We start from the raw sequence: 19745 nt of genomic DNA, 5'->3' as shown, positions 1-19745 counted from the left end.
TAATGCTGAAGAGGAGCGTTGTGCTGCTCGTTGTTGTGCTGCTGCTGGCTTCGTGCGCGCGCATTCCCACTGCCGGGCCGGTGGGAAAGAGTGCGGAAGGCAGCGCCGGAAACGTCAATGCACCGGTATTCCTCCCGGCCGCGCCCCAGGCCGGCGCTACTCCGGAAAACATCATTGATTACTTCTACCGTGCCGGTACCGGTTACGAGGGTGACTACGCGGTAGCGCGCGAATACCTGACGCAGGCAGCGTCCGTGTCCTGGAAACCGGACCAGCGCTCACTGGTCTACCGCGAGGCGAAAGTGGTAGGCACCGGCGTCGACAACGTTTACAACTACCAACTGGACGTGTCCTACAGCGTAGATGTTGACGGCATCGCCACCCAGATGCCCGAAGGCACCATCGAGAACATCCCGGCCACGCTCACCCAGGTGGACGGCGAATGGCGGATCTCAGCCATCCCGGACGGAACCGCTATCCCGGAGGAAACCTTCAAGGTCATCTACGGGGCCTACCCCATCTACTTCTACGATCCCAGCTTCACATATGCCGTGCCCGACGTCCGCTGGTTCATCAAGAACAAGACCGTCAAGGCCATGACCAGCGCCCTGCTTGCCGGACCCGCACCGTACCTTCGCGGTGCCGTGGTGAGCGCCTTCCCGTCCGGCATCAAGCTTGCCCGCGAATCGGTTCCGGTGGTGTCCGGAGCCGCGCAGGTGGACCTCACCGCCAAGGAACTCACGGAGGCGTCCACGGAGGACAGGCTCCGGATGCAGACACAGCTTGCACTCACATTCCGCAGCCAGCCCGACGTCGTGAATGTGGAGCTGCACGCCAACCAGGACCTGGTCCGGGTCGAGGACAACGGCTCCGTGCTGCCCCCGGTGCGGGACAAAAACGTGCCGGTCCGCGAGATCGCCGTCAGCGGCAATGAGCTGGTTCGCTACGAGAACAACAGGGTGTCCCCGCTGCCGGGTATGCAGCCGGTGTCCTCGCTCGGTCCGCGCTACCCAGCGGAATCCCCGGTGTCCCAGACCGTGGCCTTCCTTAACGACAGCCGGACGACGCTCTACAGCATGGTGCCGGGACAGCCGGCCCGGGCGCTGACAACCCGCGCCACCATCACCCACCCTTCCTTCAGTCTTTATGACTGGGTGTGGGCCGCAGGGCCGGGAGCCACCGGGGACACTGAGGTGGTCGCCTATCGGCCCATCGGGGTGGCCGAGGGCGCCGCTGTTCCCACCGTTACACTCACGCCGCCCTGGCTGGCCGGACGAATTGTCAAGGAGTTGAGGATTTCCCGTGAGGGTGTCCGGGCGCTGGTCATTTCGGAACAGAACGGCAAAACGAAGGTTCAGATTGCCGGGATCATCCGGAATGCCGACGGGACTCCCCGGGAACTGACTGCCCCGATCACCTTGGTGGCTTCCGGCGACCCGGACCAGGGCGTCTGGGTGAACGACACCACGGTTGCCGTGATGAAGGCATCGGCAGGCTCGAACGTTACGCCGGAGTTGCTGTCCCTCACCTCCGGGCAACCCCAGCAGCTGGCGCCCTGGCCTGGCCTCGTGTGGCTCAGCGCCGGCAACGGGCCGGAGGAAATCTACGGCCAGTCGGCCGAGGGCATTTTCCAGCGTCTGGGCAACGGCTGGTCGCCCCAGCTTAAGGGTCCCATCGACCCATCATTCCCCGGCTAGCGTGCTGTCCACATAGCGCGGCCTGGGGGTTCCGGGGCCGCGGCCGAGAGTCCACCATGGGGTGTGACCGAAGCTCAGCCCGCACGTCTTCCCGCTCGGCACCTTCCTGTCCTGCGCTCTCCTGCGCCCAGCTCCGAGGGCCGTGCTGCCTGTCGCGCCGAGGACAGCCCTGCCAGAAGTGCTGCAAGCCTGGATCCGGACCTTCTGCCCCCTGTGGTGCACGCCAAGCATCGCGGCGGCTACAGCCGCCGTTGGTTGCGGGCCGCCGAACAGATGGGAGCCGCCGCCACGGAGTTGCTGGCACTTGCCATCCCTGTGGACTGCGTCTGCTGTGGCGCGGAGGACCTGGCCTTGTGCGTGATGTGCGAACGCCAGGTGCGCCTGCTGACCAGTCACCCGTTCCGGGCAGAGGAACAGGCGCCGGCCCTGATGAAGGTCGACGGCGGCCTGATCCTTCCCGTGGTGGCGGCGGGGGTGTACCGCGAGGAGTTGGCGCAAGCCGTTCTTTCGTTCAAGAGCCATGGCCAGCTCCAGCTCACGTCTGTCCTGGCGCGGGGTCTGGGGCGGGGTATTGCCGCCGCTGTGGCCGGAGTCGACGGCGTCTGCCTGGTTCCGGTGCCCAGCAGTACGGCCGGATACGTCAAGAGGGGCTTCAGCCCGGTCCACCTCCTGCTTGCAGAGTTGCGGGGGACCACCCTTCCGGGGGTGCCGGTCGTTGACGTGATCCGGAAATCAAGGCGCCGCGACGCGCTGGAACAACTGCCTGGAGGCCAAAAGGGACTGGGCCGTGGTGCCCGGGCGAGCCGGGTCAGGGGGTCCCTGAAAGTCCCGGGACGCCAGGGCGCACGAGTGTCCGGCCGCCTGTGCATCATTGTCGACGACGTGCTCACCACAGGAGCCACATTGGCGGAAGCAGCCCGCGCACTCCACGTCAGCGGCGCCTTAGTGGTGGGGGCTGTGGTCCTCGCCGCGACACGCCCGCCGGATTCAGCTGGCGGCGAATCGCCCGGCCCGGGAGCTGGCGGAAAGCGGCCAGTCTTAGAAAAAAATAAACGAAGAAAGGATGAATAACAGGTGGCCATGAACTAACGTCGGTTGTGGGTACCAAGAACAAGTTGTACCTTTCGATGGCGGCTCGGAAAGGGTCTCGACTGTCAAGCAGATCGGCCCATGGGAAGTGTCGCCGTCGTGTCACCGAAGTCATTTGGAGGGCACCATGGAGTTTATGATCAGCGGACGAAATCTCACGGTCTCAGACCGATTCCGCGAATACGCCGGTGAAAAGATCTCGAAGATCGAGGCACTTGGCGACAAGGTCCAGCGGGTGGATGCGAAGGTTTCCAAGGAAACGAATGCCCGCCAGACCGGCGACCAGCTCACCGTTGAAGTGACGGTTCTGGGCCGGGGACCCGTAATCCGTGCCGAAGCCAGCGCCGCAGACAAATTCGCTGCGTTCGATCTCGCCTACACCAAGCTCCTTGAACGTCTCCGCCGCGCCAAGGACCGCAAAAAGGTCCACCACGGGCGTCACACACCCAAGGCAGTACGTGAGGCCACCGCCTCACTGGAACCCGCAAGTACCAGCGAGCCCATTTACGTCGAGGCGAGCCATCGCAGCGAACCCCAGGCAGCACCAGTTGAACGCTCGCCCTACGAGGTCGAGAACGACATCCCGGCAGGGGACTCTCCCGTACTGATCCGGCGCAAAGTCTTCCCTGCGGCCTCCCTCACCCTTGACGATGCTGTGGACAACATGGAGCTCGTGGGCCACGATTTCTACCTGTTTGTGGATAAAGCCACCAACACGCCCTCGGTGGTCTACCGTCGCCGTGGCTGGACGTATGGAGTGATTACCCTGGACCACGAATGCGAGCCGGGGGAAACGGCCGTCGAAGAAAAAATCCTCGCCTACCGCTCCGATGACGAGGCTGCAAAGATCTAGGTCGCTTTACGCCTCTCAATGAAGGGACCGATGTGCCAGCGACGCTGAGCCTTAACCAGGCCCGGCGGATCGCCTTGGCAGCTCAGCGACTCGACAAAGGACGGCCCGCCGGCCCCGTGACCTTACGGACGGTGGGCCGTACCTTTGCCCGGATCCAGCTTGTCCAGATCGATTCCGTCAACGTGTTGTCCCGCAGTCACTTTCTGACCTTCTTTTCAAGGCTCGGCAACTACGACCGCAACATACTTCAGCGGATGGCCAGCTCGCCTCCCAGACGAATGATGGAGTACTGGGCGCACGAGGCCAGCTTCATCCGGCCCGAGCACTTCCAGGACCTCCGCTTGTGGCAGAAACGCACGTGGGTGGGGGCATCAGCCATGGACCCGGAACTGCGCGACGCCGTGGCCGGAAAGATCCTCGGCGCCCTCGCCAGCGGGCGGCCCCTGACAGCCGGGGAACTGACGGCGAACATCGGGCATGTGGAGGACCGGCGGGAGGACAACTGGGGATGGAACTGGAACGCCGTTAAACGCGTGCTTGAAGACCTGTTCGAAGCCGGCACCATCTCCGCCGCGTCCAGAACCGAACAATTCGAGCGAAAGTACACGCTGACGGCCAAGGTACTGCCGCGCCGGCTTGCCCTCGAAGCGACGCCGGACCCTGTTGAGGCCATGCATCGGCTGATCGACGCCGCCGCGCAGGCCCATGGCATCGGAACCGTGAAGTGTTTCGCGGATTACTTCCGGACGCCCGTCAAAGCGGCAGCTGCTTCGGTGGACCATCTGGTCAGCATGGGGAGGCTGGAGCCGGTGGCTGTCGCGGGCTGGGACCGGAAGGTATATCTCCATGCCGACGCAGCCAGGCCGCGGCGGGCAACTGGGCGGGCCCTGCTCAGTCCCTTTGACTCCCTAGTCTTCGAACGGCGCCGGCTGGAGGAGCTCTTCGGGTTCCACTACCGGATCGAGATTTACACGCCGTCGCATCTCCGGCGCTTCGGGTACTACGTCCTGCCCTTCCTGCTGGGCGATACGATCGTGGCGCGGGTAGACCTTAAGGCGGACCGTGCGGCAGGAAAACTGCTGGTCAGGTCCGCGTACGGTGAGCCGGACGCACCGCCAGGGACCACCGTCGAACTCGCCGCCGAGCTGGAGCTGATGGCCGGATGGCTGGAGCTGGACGATATTGTGGTCAACCCGGTCGGCGACTTGGCGGAGTCTCTCGCGGGGGCCCTGCGCCACCGTGCGGGGCCGCTCCGCTCTCAGGGAAAAGCGGCCGCGTGGCCTGTGTCTCTCCCGTAGACTAAAAACGCCAGAATTCGGCAGCATAAGACTGGGAGTATCTTCACGTGGCATCACTTATCGAAAAACTTCTCCGCACGGGTGACAAAAAAACCCTGCGGCAACTGCGGAACTATGCCGACTCCATTAATGCGCTCGAAGACTCGTTTAAAACCTTCACGGATGCTGAGCTCCGCGAGGAAACTGACCAACTCCGCGCCCGCCACCAGGACGGCGCGCAACTGGACGATCTCCTGCCGGAGGCTTTCGCCGCGGTGCGCGAGGCCTCGTTCAGGACCCTGGGCATGCGTCACTTTGACGTCCAGCTCATGGGTGGCGCCGCCCTCCACCTCGGCAACATCGCCGAAATGAAGACCGGCGAAGGTAAGACGCTCGTGGCCACCGCGCCCGCCTACCTCAACGCCCTCACCGGCAATGGTGTCCACGTCATCACGGTGAACGACTACCTTGCCGAATACCAGTCAGACCTCATGGGCCGGGTCTACCGGTTCCTTGGCCTGACGAGCGGTTGCATCCTGTCCAACCAGGATCCCGCGGTGCGCCGGCAGCAGTACGCCGCGGACATCACCTACGGCACAAACAACGAATTCGGTTTTGACTACCTGCGCGACAACATGGCCTGGGACCAGTCAGAACTCGTCCAGCGCGGCCACAACTTCGCCATTGTTGATGAGGTCGACTCCATCCTCATCGACGAAGCCCGCACACCACTCATCATTTCCGGCCCGGCGCAGGGCGACACCAACCGGTGGTACAGCGAATTTGCCAAGGTAGTGCAGCGGCTGAAGGCCGGTGAGGACTACGAGGCGGATGAGAAGAAGCGCACCGTCGGCGTCCTGGAAAGCGGCATCGAAAAGGTGGAGGACTACCTGGGCATCCAGAACCTCTACGAATCCGCCAACACTCCGCTCATCGGCTTTCTGAACAACGCCATCAAGGCCAAGGAACTGTTCAAGCGGGACAAGGACTACGTCATCCTCGACGGCGAAGTGCTGATCGTTGACGAACACACTGGCCGCATCCTGGCCGGGCGCCGCTACAACGAGGGCATGCACCAGGCCATCGAGGCCAAGGAAGCCGTGGAGATCAAAGCCGAAAACCAGACGCTGGCCACGGTGACGCTCCAGAACTACTTCCGGATGTACTCCAAGCTGGCAGGCATGACCGGCACGGCCGAGACTGAGGCCGCCGAGTTCATGGGTACGTACAAGCTCGGCGTGGTGGCCATCCCCACCAACCGGGACATGCAGCGCCTCGACCAGTCAGACCTCGTGTTCAAGAACGAAAAGGTGAAGTTCGACGCCGTCGTAAAGGACATTGCCGAGCGTCACGAGGCGGGCCAGCCCATCCTTGTGGGCACCACAAGTGTCGAAAAGAGCGAATACCTCTCCGGGCTGCTCGCCAAGGAGGGCATCAGGCACGAAGTCCTGAACGCCAAGAACCACGCCCGTGAGGCGGCCATAGTTGCGCAGGCCGGACGCAAGGGTGCTGTCACGGTGGCCACCAACATGGCAGGCCGAGGCACGGACATCATGCTGGGCGGCAACGCCGAATTCACCGCGGTGGCCGATCTCGCCAAGCGCGGGCTGGACCCGGAAGAGAATTCGGAAGAGTACGAAACCGCCTGGCCCGCTGCCCTGGAGGCGGCCAATCAGTCCGTTAAGGACGAACACGAGGAAGTCTTGAACCTCGGCGGGCTGTATGTCCTGGGAACTGAGCGGCACGAGTCCCGCCGCATCGACAACCAGCTCCGTGGCCGTTCCGGCCGCCAAGGCGACCCGGGCGAATCACGCTTCTACCTCTCCCTGACCGATGACCTGATGCGGCTGTTCAACTCCGGCGCAGCCGAGCGGTTGATGAACAGTTCCGTTCCGGATGATGTGGCTTTGGAGTCGAAACTCGTTTCCCGGGCCATCGCGTCGGCGCAGGGCCAGGTTGAAGGCCGCAACGCCGAGCAGCGCAAGAATGTCCTGAAGTACGACGACGTCCTGAACCGCCAGCGCGAAGCCATCTACGGTGACCGCCGCCGGATCCTCGAAGGTGACGACCTGCACGAGAAGGTCCAGTTCTTCGTCGAGGACACCATCACCGCCCTGATCGAATCCGCCACGGCCGAAGGCAATGGCGACGACTGGGACTACACCCAGCTCTGGACCAATCTCAAGACGCTCTACCCCGTCAGCGTCACAGCGGAGGAGATCATTGAGGAAGCCGGTGGCAAGTCCAAGCTCACTGTTGAATTCCTCAAGGAAGAATTGCTCTCCGATGCCCGCGTGGTCTACCAGACCCGTGAAGAGACCATCGGTTCCGAAAGCATGCGCGAGCTGGAACGCCGCGTGGTGCTCTCAGTCATCGGGCGTAAGTGGCAGGAACACCTCTACGAGATGGACTACCTCAAGGAAGGCATCGGCCTGCGTGCCATGGCACAGCGTGACCCGCTGGTGGAATACCAGCGCGAGGGCTTCACCATGTTCCAGAGCATGATGGAGGCCATCCGCGAGGAAAGCGTCGGCTTCCTGTTCAACCTTGAAGTTGAGGTGACTCCGGCCCAGGATGTGGTGGTTCCGGACGCAGCCGGCGGCCACACGGAGCACGTTGAGCCGCAGATCCACGCCGCCGGCCTGGAAGCGCCGGAGAAGCCTGTCCAGCTGCGGTACACGGCTCCCGGTGAAGACGGCGCATCCGAGACCCGGGTGGAAGCCCGCTCCTCGTCCAAGTCCGGCAACCCGGCCAAAGCTGCAGCGCAGGACGCCACCAAGCGTCCGGCCAAGAAAAAGCGCCGCTGATCCAGTCACGGTTTCCAGGCAAAAACAACCTGTAGGCCGTAGCGGGCGACAAGAAGTGCCCGGAGCAATTTAGCTCCGGGCACTTCTTCGTCTGTGACCGGCGCGTGGCTGCCAATTGTGGGCAAACGGTCAGCCGACCATAAACTCGGTCACGCGCCAGACCTGCTTGCTGCGTTCAAGGCGGACCGCCACCGCCCGGGCCCGGACATCGTCGACCACCACGGCGCTTGCCTCATAAATGCCCGGGGCGACCTCGCAGGCGCGGACCGAGCGCACGATGGAGTTTCTGTGCAGCCGGGCCAGGGATGGCGAGGGGGACCGGCCCTGTTCGCGGCGGATCAGGGCCGAGCGGTGCTGCAGAACGGCGAGGCAGCGCGGGTCCAGGCGCCGCGCGAGCTGGTGGATCGGCCGGATGCCGGCGAGGACTTCCATGGCCGCCTGGACGGTGCTGCGGGTGATTGCCAGGATTTCTGAGATCTCGTCTGCAGCATGCAGGGGCGCGACCGGCGCGGAAGTGGTGCGCGGAGGTGCCTGGCGGACTGCTGCCGCGCTGCCCGGGTTAACCTGGGCGGAGCGGATTGGCGTAACTGCGTACATGTGATTCCCCTTAGTCGTGAGTTGATGAATGTCGGAACGTCGGTCAGGCCGCGGAAGGTGCTTTCAATATCTGCCCGGGCAGCAGGACGTGCGGGCTCTGGCCGATCTGGGATTTGTTGGCCTCATACCAGCGGGGCCAGTGCAGGGCGACGTCCACATCCGACGCAGCCGGGCCCAAGTGGCCGGAGGCGATGTCCCACAGTGTGTCGCCGGCCAGCACCGTGACCTCAGTCAACGCCGGCAGTGTGGTCTGCTCCGCCCGGACGGGCTGGGCAGCCATCAGGCCGGGGTCCAGAACCGGCGGGCTGGGACGCCAGTCGGGCCGGATCGCAGCTGCAGGAGTTTGGCTGGTACGGTCTCCTGGGTCCCCGGGAGCAGTGCCCTCTGCTTCCGGGATCTGCGGGTGGCCGCTGGTGGGGGACCACTGCGCCTGGATGGCGACGCCGTGGACCGGTACGTCCTGGACGGCCACTTCCTGGGTAGGTACCCAGGCAGGTCCGGCCGGTGATGCGGCAGCGTGAGCCAGCGGTGCCGTCAGCAGCTGCACCGACAGTACGGCCACGGCAAGCCGACGCATAAATGCCGGGCAGCACTTGCCTGCCCTGGCGGCGGCCCGCCGCCTGCCGCACTTGCCAAGCACGGCAGCCGTTGCCGCCATCATCATCGTGAGGACCCACCACGCCACGATGGCCAGTCCTGCGGCAACGGCCACAGCACCAAGTAGGTTATCGAGGTCGGGGCCTTGCCGGCGGGCTGTTGCTACTTGCCACCGATCCACCATGCCCTCGCCGGCGACGCAGAGGAAGAATCCCAACAGGAGGATGGACGCCGCCATAACGGCGTCTGCGCGAAGCTCGCGTGTTGTACCGGCCGCCATGGTGGTTCCTATCTAAGGTTTGGTGCAGTTTGATGTTGTTTGATAAATATAGGACCAGTTTGACGCAATTTTAGTGGGTTTGTCCAGAGACTGGAGTGAAGTCTTCGGTGAATTGACCTCGGATGAAGCCGCGCCCTACGCTTGGCCCCATGCGTTGGGATGCTCTGTTCAGTGACATGGAGGCACAGTTCGCCGAGGGCGAGCGGTTGGCCCTTGATGCTGAGATCTCTGAACGGGCGAGAGCGGAAACAGCCTCCGTAGCCCTGACTGACCGCTTGCGGGGTTCCCTGGAGAGTCACGTGGCAGTGCACCTGGTGTGCGGACGCGTCTTCGAAGGAACCTTGAGTCATGCCGGTGCCGACGCCCTGGTCCTGAACGAGATGCGTCACCAGGTGCTGATCCCGTATGGCGCGGTGGCGAGCTACGCTGGCCTGGGGCTGGTCTCTGTGGCCGAGTCGTCGCAGGTACGGCGCCGGATCGGATTGGCACATGCGCTGCGGGGCCTCGCGCGGGACCGGGCCGAACTGGGAGTTACTCTGCGTCACATGCCGGAAAGCGGCTCTGGGCTGGCGGGAGTCATTGACAGGGTAGGCAGTGACTTTTTGGACCTCGCGCTGGTTACCCCCGGGGAGTCCCGGCGGGCATCGCAGGTCCGGCAGATTGCCACGATTCCGTTTGCGGCGCTGGGGGCGCTCCGGTCATGGAGTGCAGGGGAACTCTAGCCGGGCCTGGGTCAGCCTTGCTTGGCTTTTGCTTCCTGGATCATGCGGCCGGCCTCGGCGTAACGCTCTTCGATGTATTGCTCCAGCATCTTTTCCTCGACGCGCCACTGCCCTCGGCCACCGACCTGGATGGCTTTCAGTTCTCCGCTGCGTACCAGGGCATAGGCCGCCGGCGAGTTGATCTGCAGTTGTTCAGCCACATCGGCAAGAGTGAGGAATCTGGGCATAGTTCCATTTTGCCATTGAAGGTGCCATCTAGTGCGGTTATCCACAATTTGATGTTGTTTGGTCGTTTGACTTTTGTTCCAGGGCCCATGCCGTAACAATGAGGTGTCCGGGCGCAGCCAACCGACTGGGCCGGAGCAAGGGGGAGAAAAGCATGAGTCACGATGCAGCTACTACGGGTGCCAGGTTGAGACCGCCGTCGTGGAAGGATCCCCGCCTGCTGGTTGGCGTATTGCTGGTCCTGGCATCGGTGGTGGGAGTGATCTCCCTGGTTGGCAGCGCTGACCAGACCACCGAGGTTTATGCCGCCCGGGACTCCATTGCGGTGGGGGAGAAGCTGACCGCGGACAATGTGGTCCGGGCCAAGGTCCGCCTGGGTGAGACTGAACAACAGTACGTCACCGTTGAAGCAGGGCTGCCGGACGGGCAGGTGGCAGTCCAGAGAATCGGCAAGAACCAGTTGGTGCCGAAGGAAAGTCTGGCCACTGTGGATGCGTTGGACCGCAAGCCCGTGGCCGTCACCATTGATGAAGCGCTGCCACCCCAGGCGGTGGCCGGGACCCGGGTGGATGTCTGGGTTGCCTTGCCGGATGCGCGCAACGGATTCAGTGAGCCAAAGCTCCTGCTGCCTGGCGCGGAAATTGCCCAGGTGACGGCTGGCTCTACGGCCTTAGGGTCCTCCCGCAACACGGTGCTGATGGTGCTGGTTGCCGACAGCCAGATGCCGGCCATCCTCGGCGCGCAGGCGAACCAGGCCAAGATTTCAGTGGTGTGGAACCCGGGCGGCGGGGCCTCATGAGCATCCCCGTTGTCACGGTGGGCCAGTCCCGCGAGGATGTGGTGGGCGGGTTGGAGCGGCTCCACGGTCCCGTCACGGTGGTCCGTCGCTGCGCCGAACTGACAGAACTGCTGGCAGCCTGCCAGAGCGGCCTGGCACGGGCTGCGGTTGTGGCCGACGGTTGCGAGAGCCTGACTGCGTCGCTCGTTGACCGCCTCGGCGCCGTGGGCGTGGCGATCATCGCCCTCACGGATGACGCCGACGAGGCCGCCAGGCTGCGGGGGATCGGCGTGGCGTCCGCACTGACCGGAGTGGAGTCTGCCGCGCTGGCCGGCAGGATTGCCGAGGCGGTTTCCCAACTGACCGGCGCCGCCAAGGACGCGACGTTCGGGAGTGGGCTGGGGGACACCAGCGCCGCGCTGCGCCAGCGGCAAGCCGACCCGGCGGACGTGCCTCCGGCCTCCGGGGCGGGCAAAATCATTGCCGTGTGGGGTCCCGCCGGTTCGCCGGGCCGGACTTTCGTTGCGGCCAACATCGCGGGGGAGTTGGCGGCGGATGGCAAATCCGTGCTCCTCGTCGACGCCGACAGTTACGGGGCCAGCATGGCGGCAGTCCTGGGCCTGCTGGATGAATCTGCCGGGATCGCACAGGCCTGCCGGCTTGCGGACCAGGGACTGCTCGACGCCGATGCGCTGCTGAAGGTCGCCAACCCTGTCACCACCAAGCTTGGTACTTTCCGGGTCCTGACCGGCATTACGCGGGCGGACAGGTGGACGGAATTGCGGGCGGCCGCCCTGTCGCTGGTGTTGGAACGCGCGAAGGAGGTTGCCGACGTCGTCGTTGTGGACACAGGCTTCTGCCTGGAGGCGGACGAGGAACTTAGCTTCGACACGATGGCTCCGCGCCGGAATGCCGCGACCCTGCGGAGCCTGGAACTGGCGGACACCGTCTATGCCATTGGGGCAGCCGATCCGGTGGGTGTTCCCCGGCTGGTCCGGGGACTTGCGGAGCTCGCGCTGGCCGTACCAAATGTTTCGCCTGTTGTGGTGATGAACAAGGTCCGGGCGGCGGCGGTGGGGAGATCCCCGGAACGCCAGCTGAAGGATGCCTGGGGGCGGTATGGCCCATCATCGAAGATCGCGGCCTTCCTTCCGGCTGACAGCGCCGCAGCCGATGCGGCGCTGCTGGGCGGCTCGCTGTTGCTCGAAACGGCGCCGGATTCCAAGCTCAGGCAGGCAATCGCCAAATTGGTTTGTGCACCTGTCCAGCGATCTTCCCGATCCTCTGTATTTTCTTCCACACCGAGGCTTCAGCGAAAGGGCTAGGCTCACCGTAGGAGCTGCAACGGTGCAGCATCAAACTTGTGATGGAGGCGTTTGTTGATGTCGTCTGGATCCAGCGTGGAGGATCAAGCCTTGGCTATTGGTGACCGGGAGGGCTTCCTGGCGGATTATTACCAGCATCTAGCCGAAGAGGATGCCCGGACGTATTCCCCGGAGGTGCTGGCCAGCCGGGCGGAAACGCACCGCGGTGTCGCCGAGAACCGGCTGCCGGGCCAAGCGCAGGTTTCCATCGTCAACGAGCAGGACAGCAGCGTCGTCTATGTCGTCACGGACGATATGCCTTTCCTTGTTGACTCGGTTAATGCCGAGCTGGTGCGCCAGAACGCCGCCATCGGGCTTGTACTGCATCCACTGTTTGTGGTCACCCGGAACCGGGAAACGGGACAGCTGGTAAAAGTTGACCGCGTCCCGTCCCACATCGGTCTCTCCAGCGGTGATACGGCGGCGATGCCCATGCTCTCGCACCTCATCGCGCAGGGCGAAAACGCCTCCCACATGGAGTCGTGGATCGCTGTGGAAATCAACCGCGTCTCCGACGAGGCAAAGGTCTCGTTGCTGGACGGGCTGGACCGCATCCTGGGAGACGTGCGCGCGGCTGTCGAGGACTGGCCCAAGATGCGCAACAAGGCCCAACAGATTGCCGCGAGCCTGGACCAGGTGTCCCACCCGGCTCAAATTGCCGAGCTGCGGCAGGCGCAGGAACTTTTACGCTGGCTCGACGACGGCAACTTCACCTTCCTCGGATACCGTGAGTACGACCTCGTTACCGTTGACGGTGAAGATGTACTGGAACTGCGTGAAGACAGCGGTCTCGGACTGCTCCGGGCGAAGCCGGGCGCTCCGCACATGCAGCACCTCACCGACGCCGGCCGAAAAAAGGCCCGCGAAAAGCGAGCACTCGTAATCACCAAGGCAAACTCACGGTCTACCGTCCATCGCCCCGCGTACCTTGACTACATCGGCGTGAAGAGTTTTGACACGGCAGGGAACGTCAACGGCGAGCGCCGCTTCATCGGCCTGTTCGCGACCAGCGCCTACGCCGGCTCCGTGCGGAACATCCCCATCGTGCGCGAAAAAGTGGACGCCGTGCTGGGCAATGCGGGCTTCCCGCCGGACTCACACTCCGGCAAGGACCTTTTGGGGATCCTGGAGACGTACCCCCGCGACGAGCTGTTCCAGATCGAGACCGAGGACCTGGCGGCCACAGCAACCGGCATCCAGAGATTGCAGGAGCGGCGGCGGACCCGCCTGTTCCTCCGGCCGGACATCTACGGCCGTTTTATGTCCGCGTTGGTCTACCTTCCGCGTGACCGGTACACCACCAATGTCCGCCTCCGCATCGAGGAGGAACTGCGGACCACGTTCCAGGCGGAGTCCATCGACTACGAGGCGCGGATGACCGAATCGGCCCTCGCCCGCCTGTTCTTCCGGATCCGCCTGCCCAAGGGCAGCGAGATCAGCCACTTCAACGCCGATGAGCTTGAAGCGCGGCTGGTCCGGGCGGCCCGTTCGTGGAGTGAGGGCATCGCTGAAGTCCTGCGGGAACGCGGCGCCAATGAGCAGGCGAAGGAGCTCGCAGCCATCTGGTCGGAGGCTTTTCCGGCCGGCTACCGAGTGGATTACGAAGTCGAAGACGCGCTGGAGGACATCGCCCGTTTCGAGAAATACGGGGCTGAAGCCGAGCGCACAGCCGGTGCAAGGCAGGAACGGCCGGGCGTCCACGTGTACTTGCCCAAGGGTGCCGGTGAAGTCCTCGAAGAAGATGCCCGCGTCAAGCTGTACATGTTGGAGCCCAAGAGCCTGAGCCAGATCCTCCCGTTCTTCCACAATCTTGGACTCGAGGTGCTGGATGAGCGGCCCTTTGAGATCGAGACAGCTGACCAGCGGGACTTCTTCCTCTATGACCTCGGGCTGAAATACCCCGCCGGCATTGATCCGCTGGCCACCGGACAGCTGCTGGCCGACTCGTTCGGTGCCGCCGTATCCGGCGCCGTTGAGTCGGACAGCTTTGACCGGCTGGTTCTGCGTGAGGGGATGCAGTGGCGCCAGATCACGGTCCTGCGGGCCTACGCCCGGTACATGCGGCAAATGGGGAACACCAACTCGGTGGGTTTCATGGCGGACACTTTGCTCGCCAATCCCGGTGTCACCAAGGCCCTCACGGCTCTTTTCGCGGCCCGGTTCGACCCCGCCCTGAGTGGGAACGAGCGCCTTGCGGCGCAGGAGAAGGTCCGCGGTGAGCTGTCAGCTGCCATTGACGAGGTGGCAACGCTCGACGCCGACCGTGTGCTGCGGACCTTGGCGAACCTGATCGAGGCGACCCTGCGCACCAACTACTACCAGTACAAGACGCACCTGAGCTTCAAGCTTGATCCTGCCCGGATTGAGGGGCTGCCCTTCCCGCGGCCGATGTTCGAAATCTGGGTTTATTCCCCACGGGTCGAGGGCGTCCACCTCCGCTTTGGCAAGGTGGCCCGGGGCGGCTTGCGCTGGTCTGACCGGCGCGAGGATTTCCGGACGGAGATCCTTGGCCTGGTGAAGGCGCAGACCGTCAAGAACGCGGTCATCGTTCCCACCGGCGCCAAGGGCGGTTTCTTCGCCAAACGGCTGCCCGACCCCGCAGCTGACCGTGCGGCCTGGATGGCTGAGGGTATTGCGAGCTACAAGACGTTCATCCGGGGCCTGTTGGACCTCACTGACAACCTTGTCGCGGGAGCTGAGGGCGAAACTGTAGTGCCGCCGTCGGACGTTGTAAGGCACGACGACGACGATTCCTACCTCGTGGTGGCGGCGGACAAGGGCACGGCCACGTTCTCCGACATCGCCAACGGGCTTGCGGCTGAATACGGGTTCTGGCTTGGTGACGCGTTCGCCTCCGGAGGTTCGGTGGGGTATGACCACAAGGCCATGGGCATCACGGCCCGTGGCGCCTGGGAGTCGGTAAAACGCCACTTCAGCGAGCTCGACGTGGACACCCAGACCCAGCCGTTCAGCGTGGTGGGCGTGGGCGACATGTCCGGTGACGTGTTTGGCAACGGGATGCTCCTGTCCCCGCGCATCCGGCTGCTGGCGGCCTTCGACCACCGGCACATCTTCCTGGACCCCGCCCCGGAAACGGAATCGTCGTTCGTGGAACGGCGGAGGCTGTTTGAACTGCCGCGGTCCTCATGGGATGACTACGACAAATCCCTCATCAGCGAAGGCGGCGGCGTGTTCGCCCGCCAAGCCAAATCCATTCCGGTCTCGCCGCAGGTCCGGGCGGCGCTGGGTCTGCCGGAGGCGACCACCGAGCTGAGCCCGCCGGAACTTCTCCGCGCCATCCTGCTCGCCCCCGCCGATCTGCTGTACAACGGCGGGATCGGAACGTACGTCAAGGCCAGCACAGAGTCCAACGCGTCCGTAGGTGACAAGGCCAACGACGCCATCCGCGTGGACGGCCAGGACCTTCGGGTAAAGGTGGTGGGCGAAGGCGGAAACCTGGGCATGACGCAGCGCGGCCGCATAGAAGCCGCCCTGCAGGGCGTCATCCTGAACACCGACGCGATCGACAACTCGGCCGGCGTTGACTGCTCCGACCACGAAGTGAACATCAAGATCTTCGTTGACCGGATGGTCGTTGCGGCCAAGCTGACTCTGGAAGAGCGGGCAGGCTTCCTCGCCTCCATGACGGACGAAGTGGGGCGGCTGGTCCTTGAAGACAACGTGGACCAGAACATCCTGCTTCTGAACGACAGGATGCGCGTGGCCGAGTGGAGCCCCAGCTATGAGCGCCTGATGGACTGGCTGGAAAAGTCGGCTGACCTGAAGCGTGACCTTGAAGCGCTGCCCAGCACCGAAACGCTGCGGGAACGCCTGAGCCAGGGTCAGGGGCTGACGTCACCGGAGCTCTCGGTGCTGGCCGCTTACGCGAAGATCGAACTGGCATCGGCACTGCGTGACAGCGACCTCGCCGACGATCCGTGGTTCCGAGCAACGCTGCGCGCGTACTTCCCGCAGCAGCTGCGGGAACGGTTCGACGCCGAACTGGACACCCATCCGCTGCGGCGCGAGATCATTGCCACGGTGGTGGCCAACGACATGATCAACATGGGCGGCATCACCTTCGCCTTCCGCACCATGGAGGAAACCTCGGCCACGGAGGTGGCCGTGGCCAAGTCCTTCGTGGCGCTCCGCGAGATCTTCGACCTGACCACTATGGTGGCGGAGCTGAACAGCCTGCCGGCGTCGTTCCCCACCGAGCACTGGAGCACCGTCCACCTGGACATCCGCCGCCTGCTGGACCGCGCCGTCCGGTGGCTGCTGGCTCAGGGCGGCACGTCCCGGCCCATCGCGGAGACCGTGGCCGAATTCAAGCCGCTCCTGGACCCGATGCGCGCGCGGCTGCTGGATTATCTCCGCGGCGATGACCGTGACCGCGTTGACAACTGGCTGGAGACTGCGCGCGGGTGGGACCTTCCGGAGGGGCTTGCCTTTAGGTGGGCGGAGCTCTTCGAGAGCTTTGCCCTGCTGGACATCGCCAAGATCGTGCATGCCCGTAAGGAGCCGGTGGAAGAGATTGCGGCCGTTTACTACACCGTGTTCAACCGCTTCCACGCTGACTCGCTGCTGGAACGGATCAGCAGCCTGCCGCGCCAGGACAGGTGGCAGGCGCTTGCCAGGGCCGCACTCCGGGATGACCTCTATTCCACCGTCTCGGACATGACGACGGCGGTACTCGAGTCAACAGCGTCCGGGGACTCTGCGGAGGACAGGCTGAAGGACTGGGAACGCCAGAATGCCGAGCAGCTGGGCAGGGCGAAGAGCATGTTTGACGAGGTCAACTCGCTCGAAGCCGACGATATGGCGTCACTGTCGGTAGCATTGAGGCTCTTGAGGTCAATCGTCCGACGCTAGGAATCCCGGCGTCGTAACTGGAGGTGCAGTGGCAATCTTTACGGACCCCATCAGGGAACACGCTGATTTCGGGCCGGGCGATGCCGAATGGCTGCACCTCCTGGTGGGCGACTGGCAGATGGTCGCTGACCTGGCGTTCGCTGACCTGGCGTTGTGGTTCCCGCACCCGGATCACGGCTATGTGGCGCTGGCGCACGTCAGGCCGTCCACCACGCACACCGTGTTCCACGGCGACTTTGTGGGCGAGCCCATCCGGCAGGACTTGCAGCCGCTGGTGGACAAGGCTTGGAGCAGCCGTGCCATCGAACGGTCCAGCGAGACCAACTGGAGCACTGACATGGCGTTGCGGGTGGAGGCTGTTCCGATGGTCCGCAACGGCCGGACCCTGGCTGTGGTGACCACTCACATGGACCTGACCAGTTCCCGGATGCCTTCCCGCCTGGAGCTGACGTACCGGCAGTGCGCCTACGATCTCCTCCGGATGGGAACGCTGGGCCTGTGGCCCGACTTTGCCTCGCCCACCGGTTCGCGCCGCGGCGCGCCTCGTGTGGGGGACGGCCTGATCCGGCTCGATGCCGAAGGCATTGTGCAGTACGCAAGCCCCAACGGGGTGTCGGCTTTCCGGCGGCTGGGCGACGGCGAGTCGCTGGAAGGCCGTTCCCTGGCCGAGGTGACCGCCGGCCTGCTGAAGGACCGGCGGCTCGTGGACGAGACGCTGCCGCTGGTGGTGACCGGGCGGATGCCGTGGCGCAGTGAGGTTGAATCCCGTGGTGTAAGCCTGTCACTGCGGGCCATCCCGCTGCGGGATGAGCAGCAGCGTTTTGGTGCGCTGGTGCTGTGCCGGGACGTCTCGGAGCTGCGGCGCCGGGAGATGGAACTCGTGACCAAGGACGCAACCATCCGCGAGATCCACCACCGCGTGAAAAACAACCTGCAGACCGTTGCAGCCCTGCTGCGTATGCAGTCCCGCCGGATGGTCAGCGACGAGGCCAAGCAGGGCCTCGAGCAGGCGATGCGGCGCGTCGCCACCATCGCGCTGGTCCACGAGACACTGTCACAGGGACTGGCGCAGAGCGTTGACTTCGATGAACTGATCGGCCGCCAGTTCAGGCTGTCCGCGGAGGTCGCTTCGCCGTCGCAGCAGGTCAAGACCGAGCGCGCCGGACTGTTTGGGGAACTGCCCAGCGACTTCGCCACCCCGCTGGCACTGGTCATCAATGAACTGGTGACCAACGCCGTCGAGCATGGCCTCGAAGGACGCACTGGCACGGTGTGGCTCATCGCCGACCGTTCCGAAGAGGAGGACGGCGAGGAACTCCTGACCGTCACCATTGCCGACGACGGTGTGGGACTCCCGGATACGCCGCACGTCGAGGGACTGGGGCTGCAGATTGTCCGCACGCTGGTCACCAGTGAGCTGGGCGGCACCATCGCGTGGCACCCGCGCGACGGCGGCGGAACGGCTGTCCAGATCCGGCTCAGCCTGGCGCCCAGGTAGCCGGGGCCTTGCCCGTGACTTGACCGTCACTGACTTAACAACCGATGGCCGCAACCCGGAAGGGTTGCGGCCATCGGCGTGTGAGCCTGTTGGTGCTTGGGCCCGGTGGGACCGAACCGGGTTGGACCGAACCTAGGAGGCGCGGCGGGCGCGTGCGGCGCGGCGCTTAAGGGCACGGCGTTCGTCTTCGCTCATGCCGCCCCAGACGCCGGCGTCCTGGCCGGACTCGAGAGCCCACTGGAGGCACGTGTCAACGACAGGGCAGCGGCGGCATACGCTTTTGGCTTCCTCAATCTGGAGGAGCGCAGGCCCTGTGTTTCCTACGGGGAAAAACAGTTCCGGGTCCTTGTCGAGGCACGCCGCGCGGTTACGCCAATCCATGCTGATCAGTTGCTCCAATTCTGGGATAAGCCGTTTGTGAAATAATTCACTAGTAGCTACAAAGGAAAAGGGCCCTGAGGGGCCCCCTTGGTCATCTCAGTCAACCCTGTCATGTTAACGCTGTGTAAACAAGGGGTAATACAGCTTGAAATCCCCGGATAGCTGAGCGATACATCACACGGGCATTGCCGACCCCCGCCACTGTCCGACTATCTCCGGTAGGGTGCCAGTGTGTCAAGACCCCCCATGAACCCTGCAGATCCGTCGCCATCCACGCGCCCGCGCGGCATTGTGGCGATAGCTCTGGTTGTTGCCGCCGAGGCCACCGCGCTGTTGGTTGCCTCTGGCTGGTATGCCTACGAGCTCCTGACCGGTGCGCCGGTCCTGTCTTTCTGGGGAGCCGTGTTTACTCTGGTCCTCTTGCTCGCTTTCTCGGCCTGGCTCTATTCGGTGGGGCACTTCCTCGTCCGAGGGCGCCGGTGGACGCGGGCAGCGGCGCTGGTGGCCCAGTTGTTTGTCCTTACCATCGGCGTCCCGACCCTTTCCGGCGGGGTCATTTGGGCGGGGATCGCCATGGTGGTGCCGGCACTTGCGGCCATAGTCCTCCTGTTCGACAAACGCGTCATCAGCTACGCTTCCCGGGCCGGCGGTTTGCCCCCGGCGCTGTAAGCGGGCTGTCGTTGAGTGGCCGGTGTCGTAAGCGGTCAC

The 19745-nt window shown here is 64.3% G+C and carries 15 protein-coding genes; 11 read left to right on the top strand and 4 right to left on the bottom strand.

The features are described 5' to 3' along the window. Positions 1 to 2: 2 nt before the first annotated feature. The 5 genes from ACQCS0_RS14280 to secA all read left to right on the top strand — a co-directional run bounded on the left by ACQCS0_RS14280 (position 3) and on the right by secA (position 7723). Positions 3 to 1697, top strand: coding sequence for an LpqB family beta-propeller domain-containing protein (locus tag ACQCS0_RS14280; RefSeq protein ID WP_354153507.1), 1695 nt, complete (start codon positions 3 to 5; stop codon positions 1695 to 1697). Positions 1698 to 1913: 216 nt separating this feature from the next. After that, the gene (locus tag ACQCS0_RS14275; protein ID WP_426939801.1) at positions 1914 to 2768 is read left to right on the top strand and encodes a ComF family protein; all 855 of its coding nucleotides are present in this window, start codon (positions 1914 to 1916) and stop codon (positions 2766 to 2768) included. Positions 2769 to 2913: 145 nt separating this feature from the next. Beyond that, positions 2914 to 3639 (top strand): ribosome hibernation-promoting factor, HPF/YfiA family, encoded by a 726-nt coding sequence (gene hpf / locus ACQCS0_RS14270; protein WP_354153509.1) that lies wholly within the window; start codon positions 2914 to 2916, stop codon positions 3637 to 3639. 32 nt (positions 3640 to 3671) lie between these two features. Continuing rightward, complete coding sequence (locus tag ACQCS0_RS14265; protein WP_354153510.1) at positions 3672 to 4937, top strand: DNA glycosylase AlkZ-like family protein; 1266 nt, start codon at positions 3672 to 3674, stop codon at positions 4935 to 4937. 47 nt (positions 4938 to 4984) lie between these two features. Further along, the gene (gene secA / locus ACQCS0_RS14260) at positions 4985 to 7723 is read left to right on the top strand and encodes a preprotein translocase subunit SecA (protein WP_354153511.1); all 2739 of its coding nucleotides are present in this window, start codon (positions 4985 to 4987) and stop codon (positions 7721 to 7723) included. A gap of 129 nt (positions 7724 to 7852) precedes the next feature. On the opposite strand, the gene ACQCS0_RS14255 is transcribed toward secA, so the two are convergent. Together ACQCS0_RS14255 and ACQCS0_RS14250 are read right to left on the bottom strand one after the other, a co-directional pair. Then, entirely contained in the window at positions 7853 to 8320 is a 468-nt protein-coding gene (locus tag ACQCS0_RS14255; protein ID WP_354153512.1) for an Rv3235 family protein, read from the bottom strand. Positions 8321 to 8363: 43 nt separating this feature from the next. Beyond that, complete coding sequence (locus ACQCS0_RS14250) at positions 8364 to 9197, bottom strand: hypothetical protein (protein WP_354153513.1); 834 nt, start codon at positions 9195 to 9197, stop codon at positions 8364 to 8366. A gap of 149 nt (positions 9198 to 9346) precedes the next feature. Here ACQCS0_RS14250 and ACQCS0_RS14245 point away from each other — a divergent pair, with 149 nt between their 5' ends. Beyond that, positions 9347 to 9919: a hypothetical protein gene (locus tag ACQCS0_RS14245; protein ID WP_354153514.1), complete on the top strand. Its 573-nt coding sequence runs from the start codon at positions 9347 to 9349 to the stop codon at positions 9917 to 9919. 11 nt (positions 9920 to 9930) lie between these two features. On the opposite strand, the gene ACQCS0_RS14240 is transcribed toward ACQCS0_RS14245, so the two are convergent. Then, positions 9931 to 10146, bottom strand: coding sequence for a helix-turn-helix domain-containing protein (locus ACQCS0_RS14240; RefSeq protein WP_354153515.1), 216 nt, complete (start codon positions 10144 to 10146; stop codon positions 9931 to 9933). Between the two features lie 152 nt (positions 10147 to 10298). On the opposite strand from ACQCS0_RS14240, the gene ACQCS0_RS14235 reads away from it, so the two are divergent. Genes ACQCS0_RS14235 through ACQCS0_RS14220 form a run of 4 tightly spaced genes read left to right on the top strand, consistent with a single transcriptional unit; the run spans position 10299 to position 18656 of the window. Beyond that, positions 10299 to 10943 carry an SAF domain-containing protein gene (locus ACQCS0_RS14235; RefSeq protein WP_354153516.1) on the top strand — a complete coding sequence of 215 codons (645 nt, stop codon included), beginning with the start codon at positions 10299 to 10301 and terminating at the stop codon, positions 10941 to 10943. Next, positions 10940 to 12247, top strand: coding sequence for a chromosome partitioning protein (locus ACQCS0_RS14230; RefSeq protein WP_354153517.1), 1308 nt, complete (start codon positions 10940 to 10942; stop codon positions 12245 to 12247). The genes ACQCS0_RS14235 and ACQCS0_RS14230 overlap by 4 nt, the downstream gene beginning before the upstream one ends. Positions 12248 to 12304: 57 nt before the next feature. Continuing rightward, on the top strand, positions 12305 to 17158 hold the full coding sequence (locus tag ACQCS0_RS14225; protein WP_426939800.1) for an NAD-glutamate dehydrogenase: 4854 nt from the start codon (positions 12305 to 12307) through the stop codon (positions 17156 to 17158). A gap of 28 nt (positions 17159 to 17186) precedes the next feature. Then, positions 17187 to 18656: a histidine kinase N-terminal domain-containing protein gene (locus ACQCS0_RS14220; protein WP_354153519.1), complete on the top strand. Its 1470-nt coding sequence runs from the start codon at positions 17187 to 17189 to the stop codon at positions 18654 to 18656. Positions 18657 to 18788: 132 nt separating this feature from the next. Here the strand turns inward: ACQCS0_RS14220 and ACQCS0_RS14215 are convergent, their stop codons facing one another. Continuing rightward, the gene (locus ACQCS0_RS14215; protein ID WP_003804966.1) at positions 18789 to 19037 is read right to left on the bottom strand and encodes a WhiB family transcriptional regulator; all 249 of its coding nucleotides are present in this window, start codon (positions 19035 to 19037) and stop codon (positions 18789 to 18791) included. Between the two features lie 246 nt (positions 19038 to 19283). Here ACQCS0_RS14215 and ACQCS0_RS14210 point away from each other — a divergent pair, with 246 nt between their 5' ends. Then, complete coding sequence (locus tag ACQCS0_RS14210; protein WP_426939799.1) at positions 19284 to 19706, top strand: hypothetical protein; 423 nt, start codon at positions 19284 to 19286, stop codon at positions 19704 to 19706. The last annotated feature ends 39 nt before the right edge of the window (positions 19707 to 19745 follow it).

This window comes from Pseudarthrobacter sp. S6 (genome assembly GCF_050156575.1).
GTDB lineage: Bacteria > Actinomycetota > Actinomycetes > Actinomycetales > Micrococcaceae > Arthrobacter.
Note: the sequence above shows the minus strand (reverse complement) of the source record. Positions and strands in the feature narration are given on the sequence as shown.

Coding starts and splice junctions, on each gene's coding strand:
- ACQCS0_RS14235 (WP_354153516.1), top strand. CDS start 10,299: ATGAGTCACGATGCAGCTACTACGGGTGCCAGGTTGAGACCGCCGTCG.
- ACQCS0_RS14245 (WP_354153514.1), top strand. CDS start 9,347: ATGCGTTGGGATGCTCTGTTCAGTGACATGGAGGCACAGTTCGCCGAG.
- ACQCS0_RS14215 (WP_003804966.1), bottom strand. CDS start 19,037: ATGGATTGGCGTAACCGCGCGGCGTGCCTCGACAAGGACCCGGAACTG.
- ACQCS0_RS14240 (WP_354153515.1), bottom strand. CDS start 10,146: ATGCCCAGATTCCTCACTCTTGCCGATGTGGCTGAACAACTGCAGATC.
- ACQCS0_RS14255 (WP_354153512.1), bottom strand. CDS start 8,320: ATGTACGCAGTTACGCCAATCCGCTCCGCCCAGGTTAACCCGGGCAGC.
- ACQCS0_RS14210 (WP_426939799.1), top strand. CDS start 19,284: ATGAACCCTGCAGATCCGTCGCCATCCACGCGCCCGCGCGGCATTGTG.
- ACQCS0_RS14225 (WP_426939800.1), top strand. CDS start 12,305: ATGTCGTCTGGATCCAGCGTGGAGGATCAAGCCTTGGCTATTGGTGAC.
- ACQCS0_RS14250 (WP_354153513.1), bottom strand. CDS start 9,197: ATGGCGGCCGGTACAACACGCGAGCTTCGCGCAGACGCCGTTATGGCG.
- hpf (WP_354153509.1), top strand. CDS start 2,914: ATGGAGTTTATGATCAGCGGACGAAATCTCACGGTCTCAGACCGATTC.
- ACQCS0_RS14230 (WP_354153517.1), top strand. CDS start 10,940: ATGAGCATCCCCGTTGTCACGGTGGGCCAGTCCCGCGAGGATGTGGTG.
- ACQCS0_RS14280 (WP_354153507.1), top strand. CDS start 3: ATGCTGAAGAGGAGCGTTGTGCTGCTCGTTGTTGTGCTGCTGCTGGCT.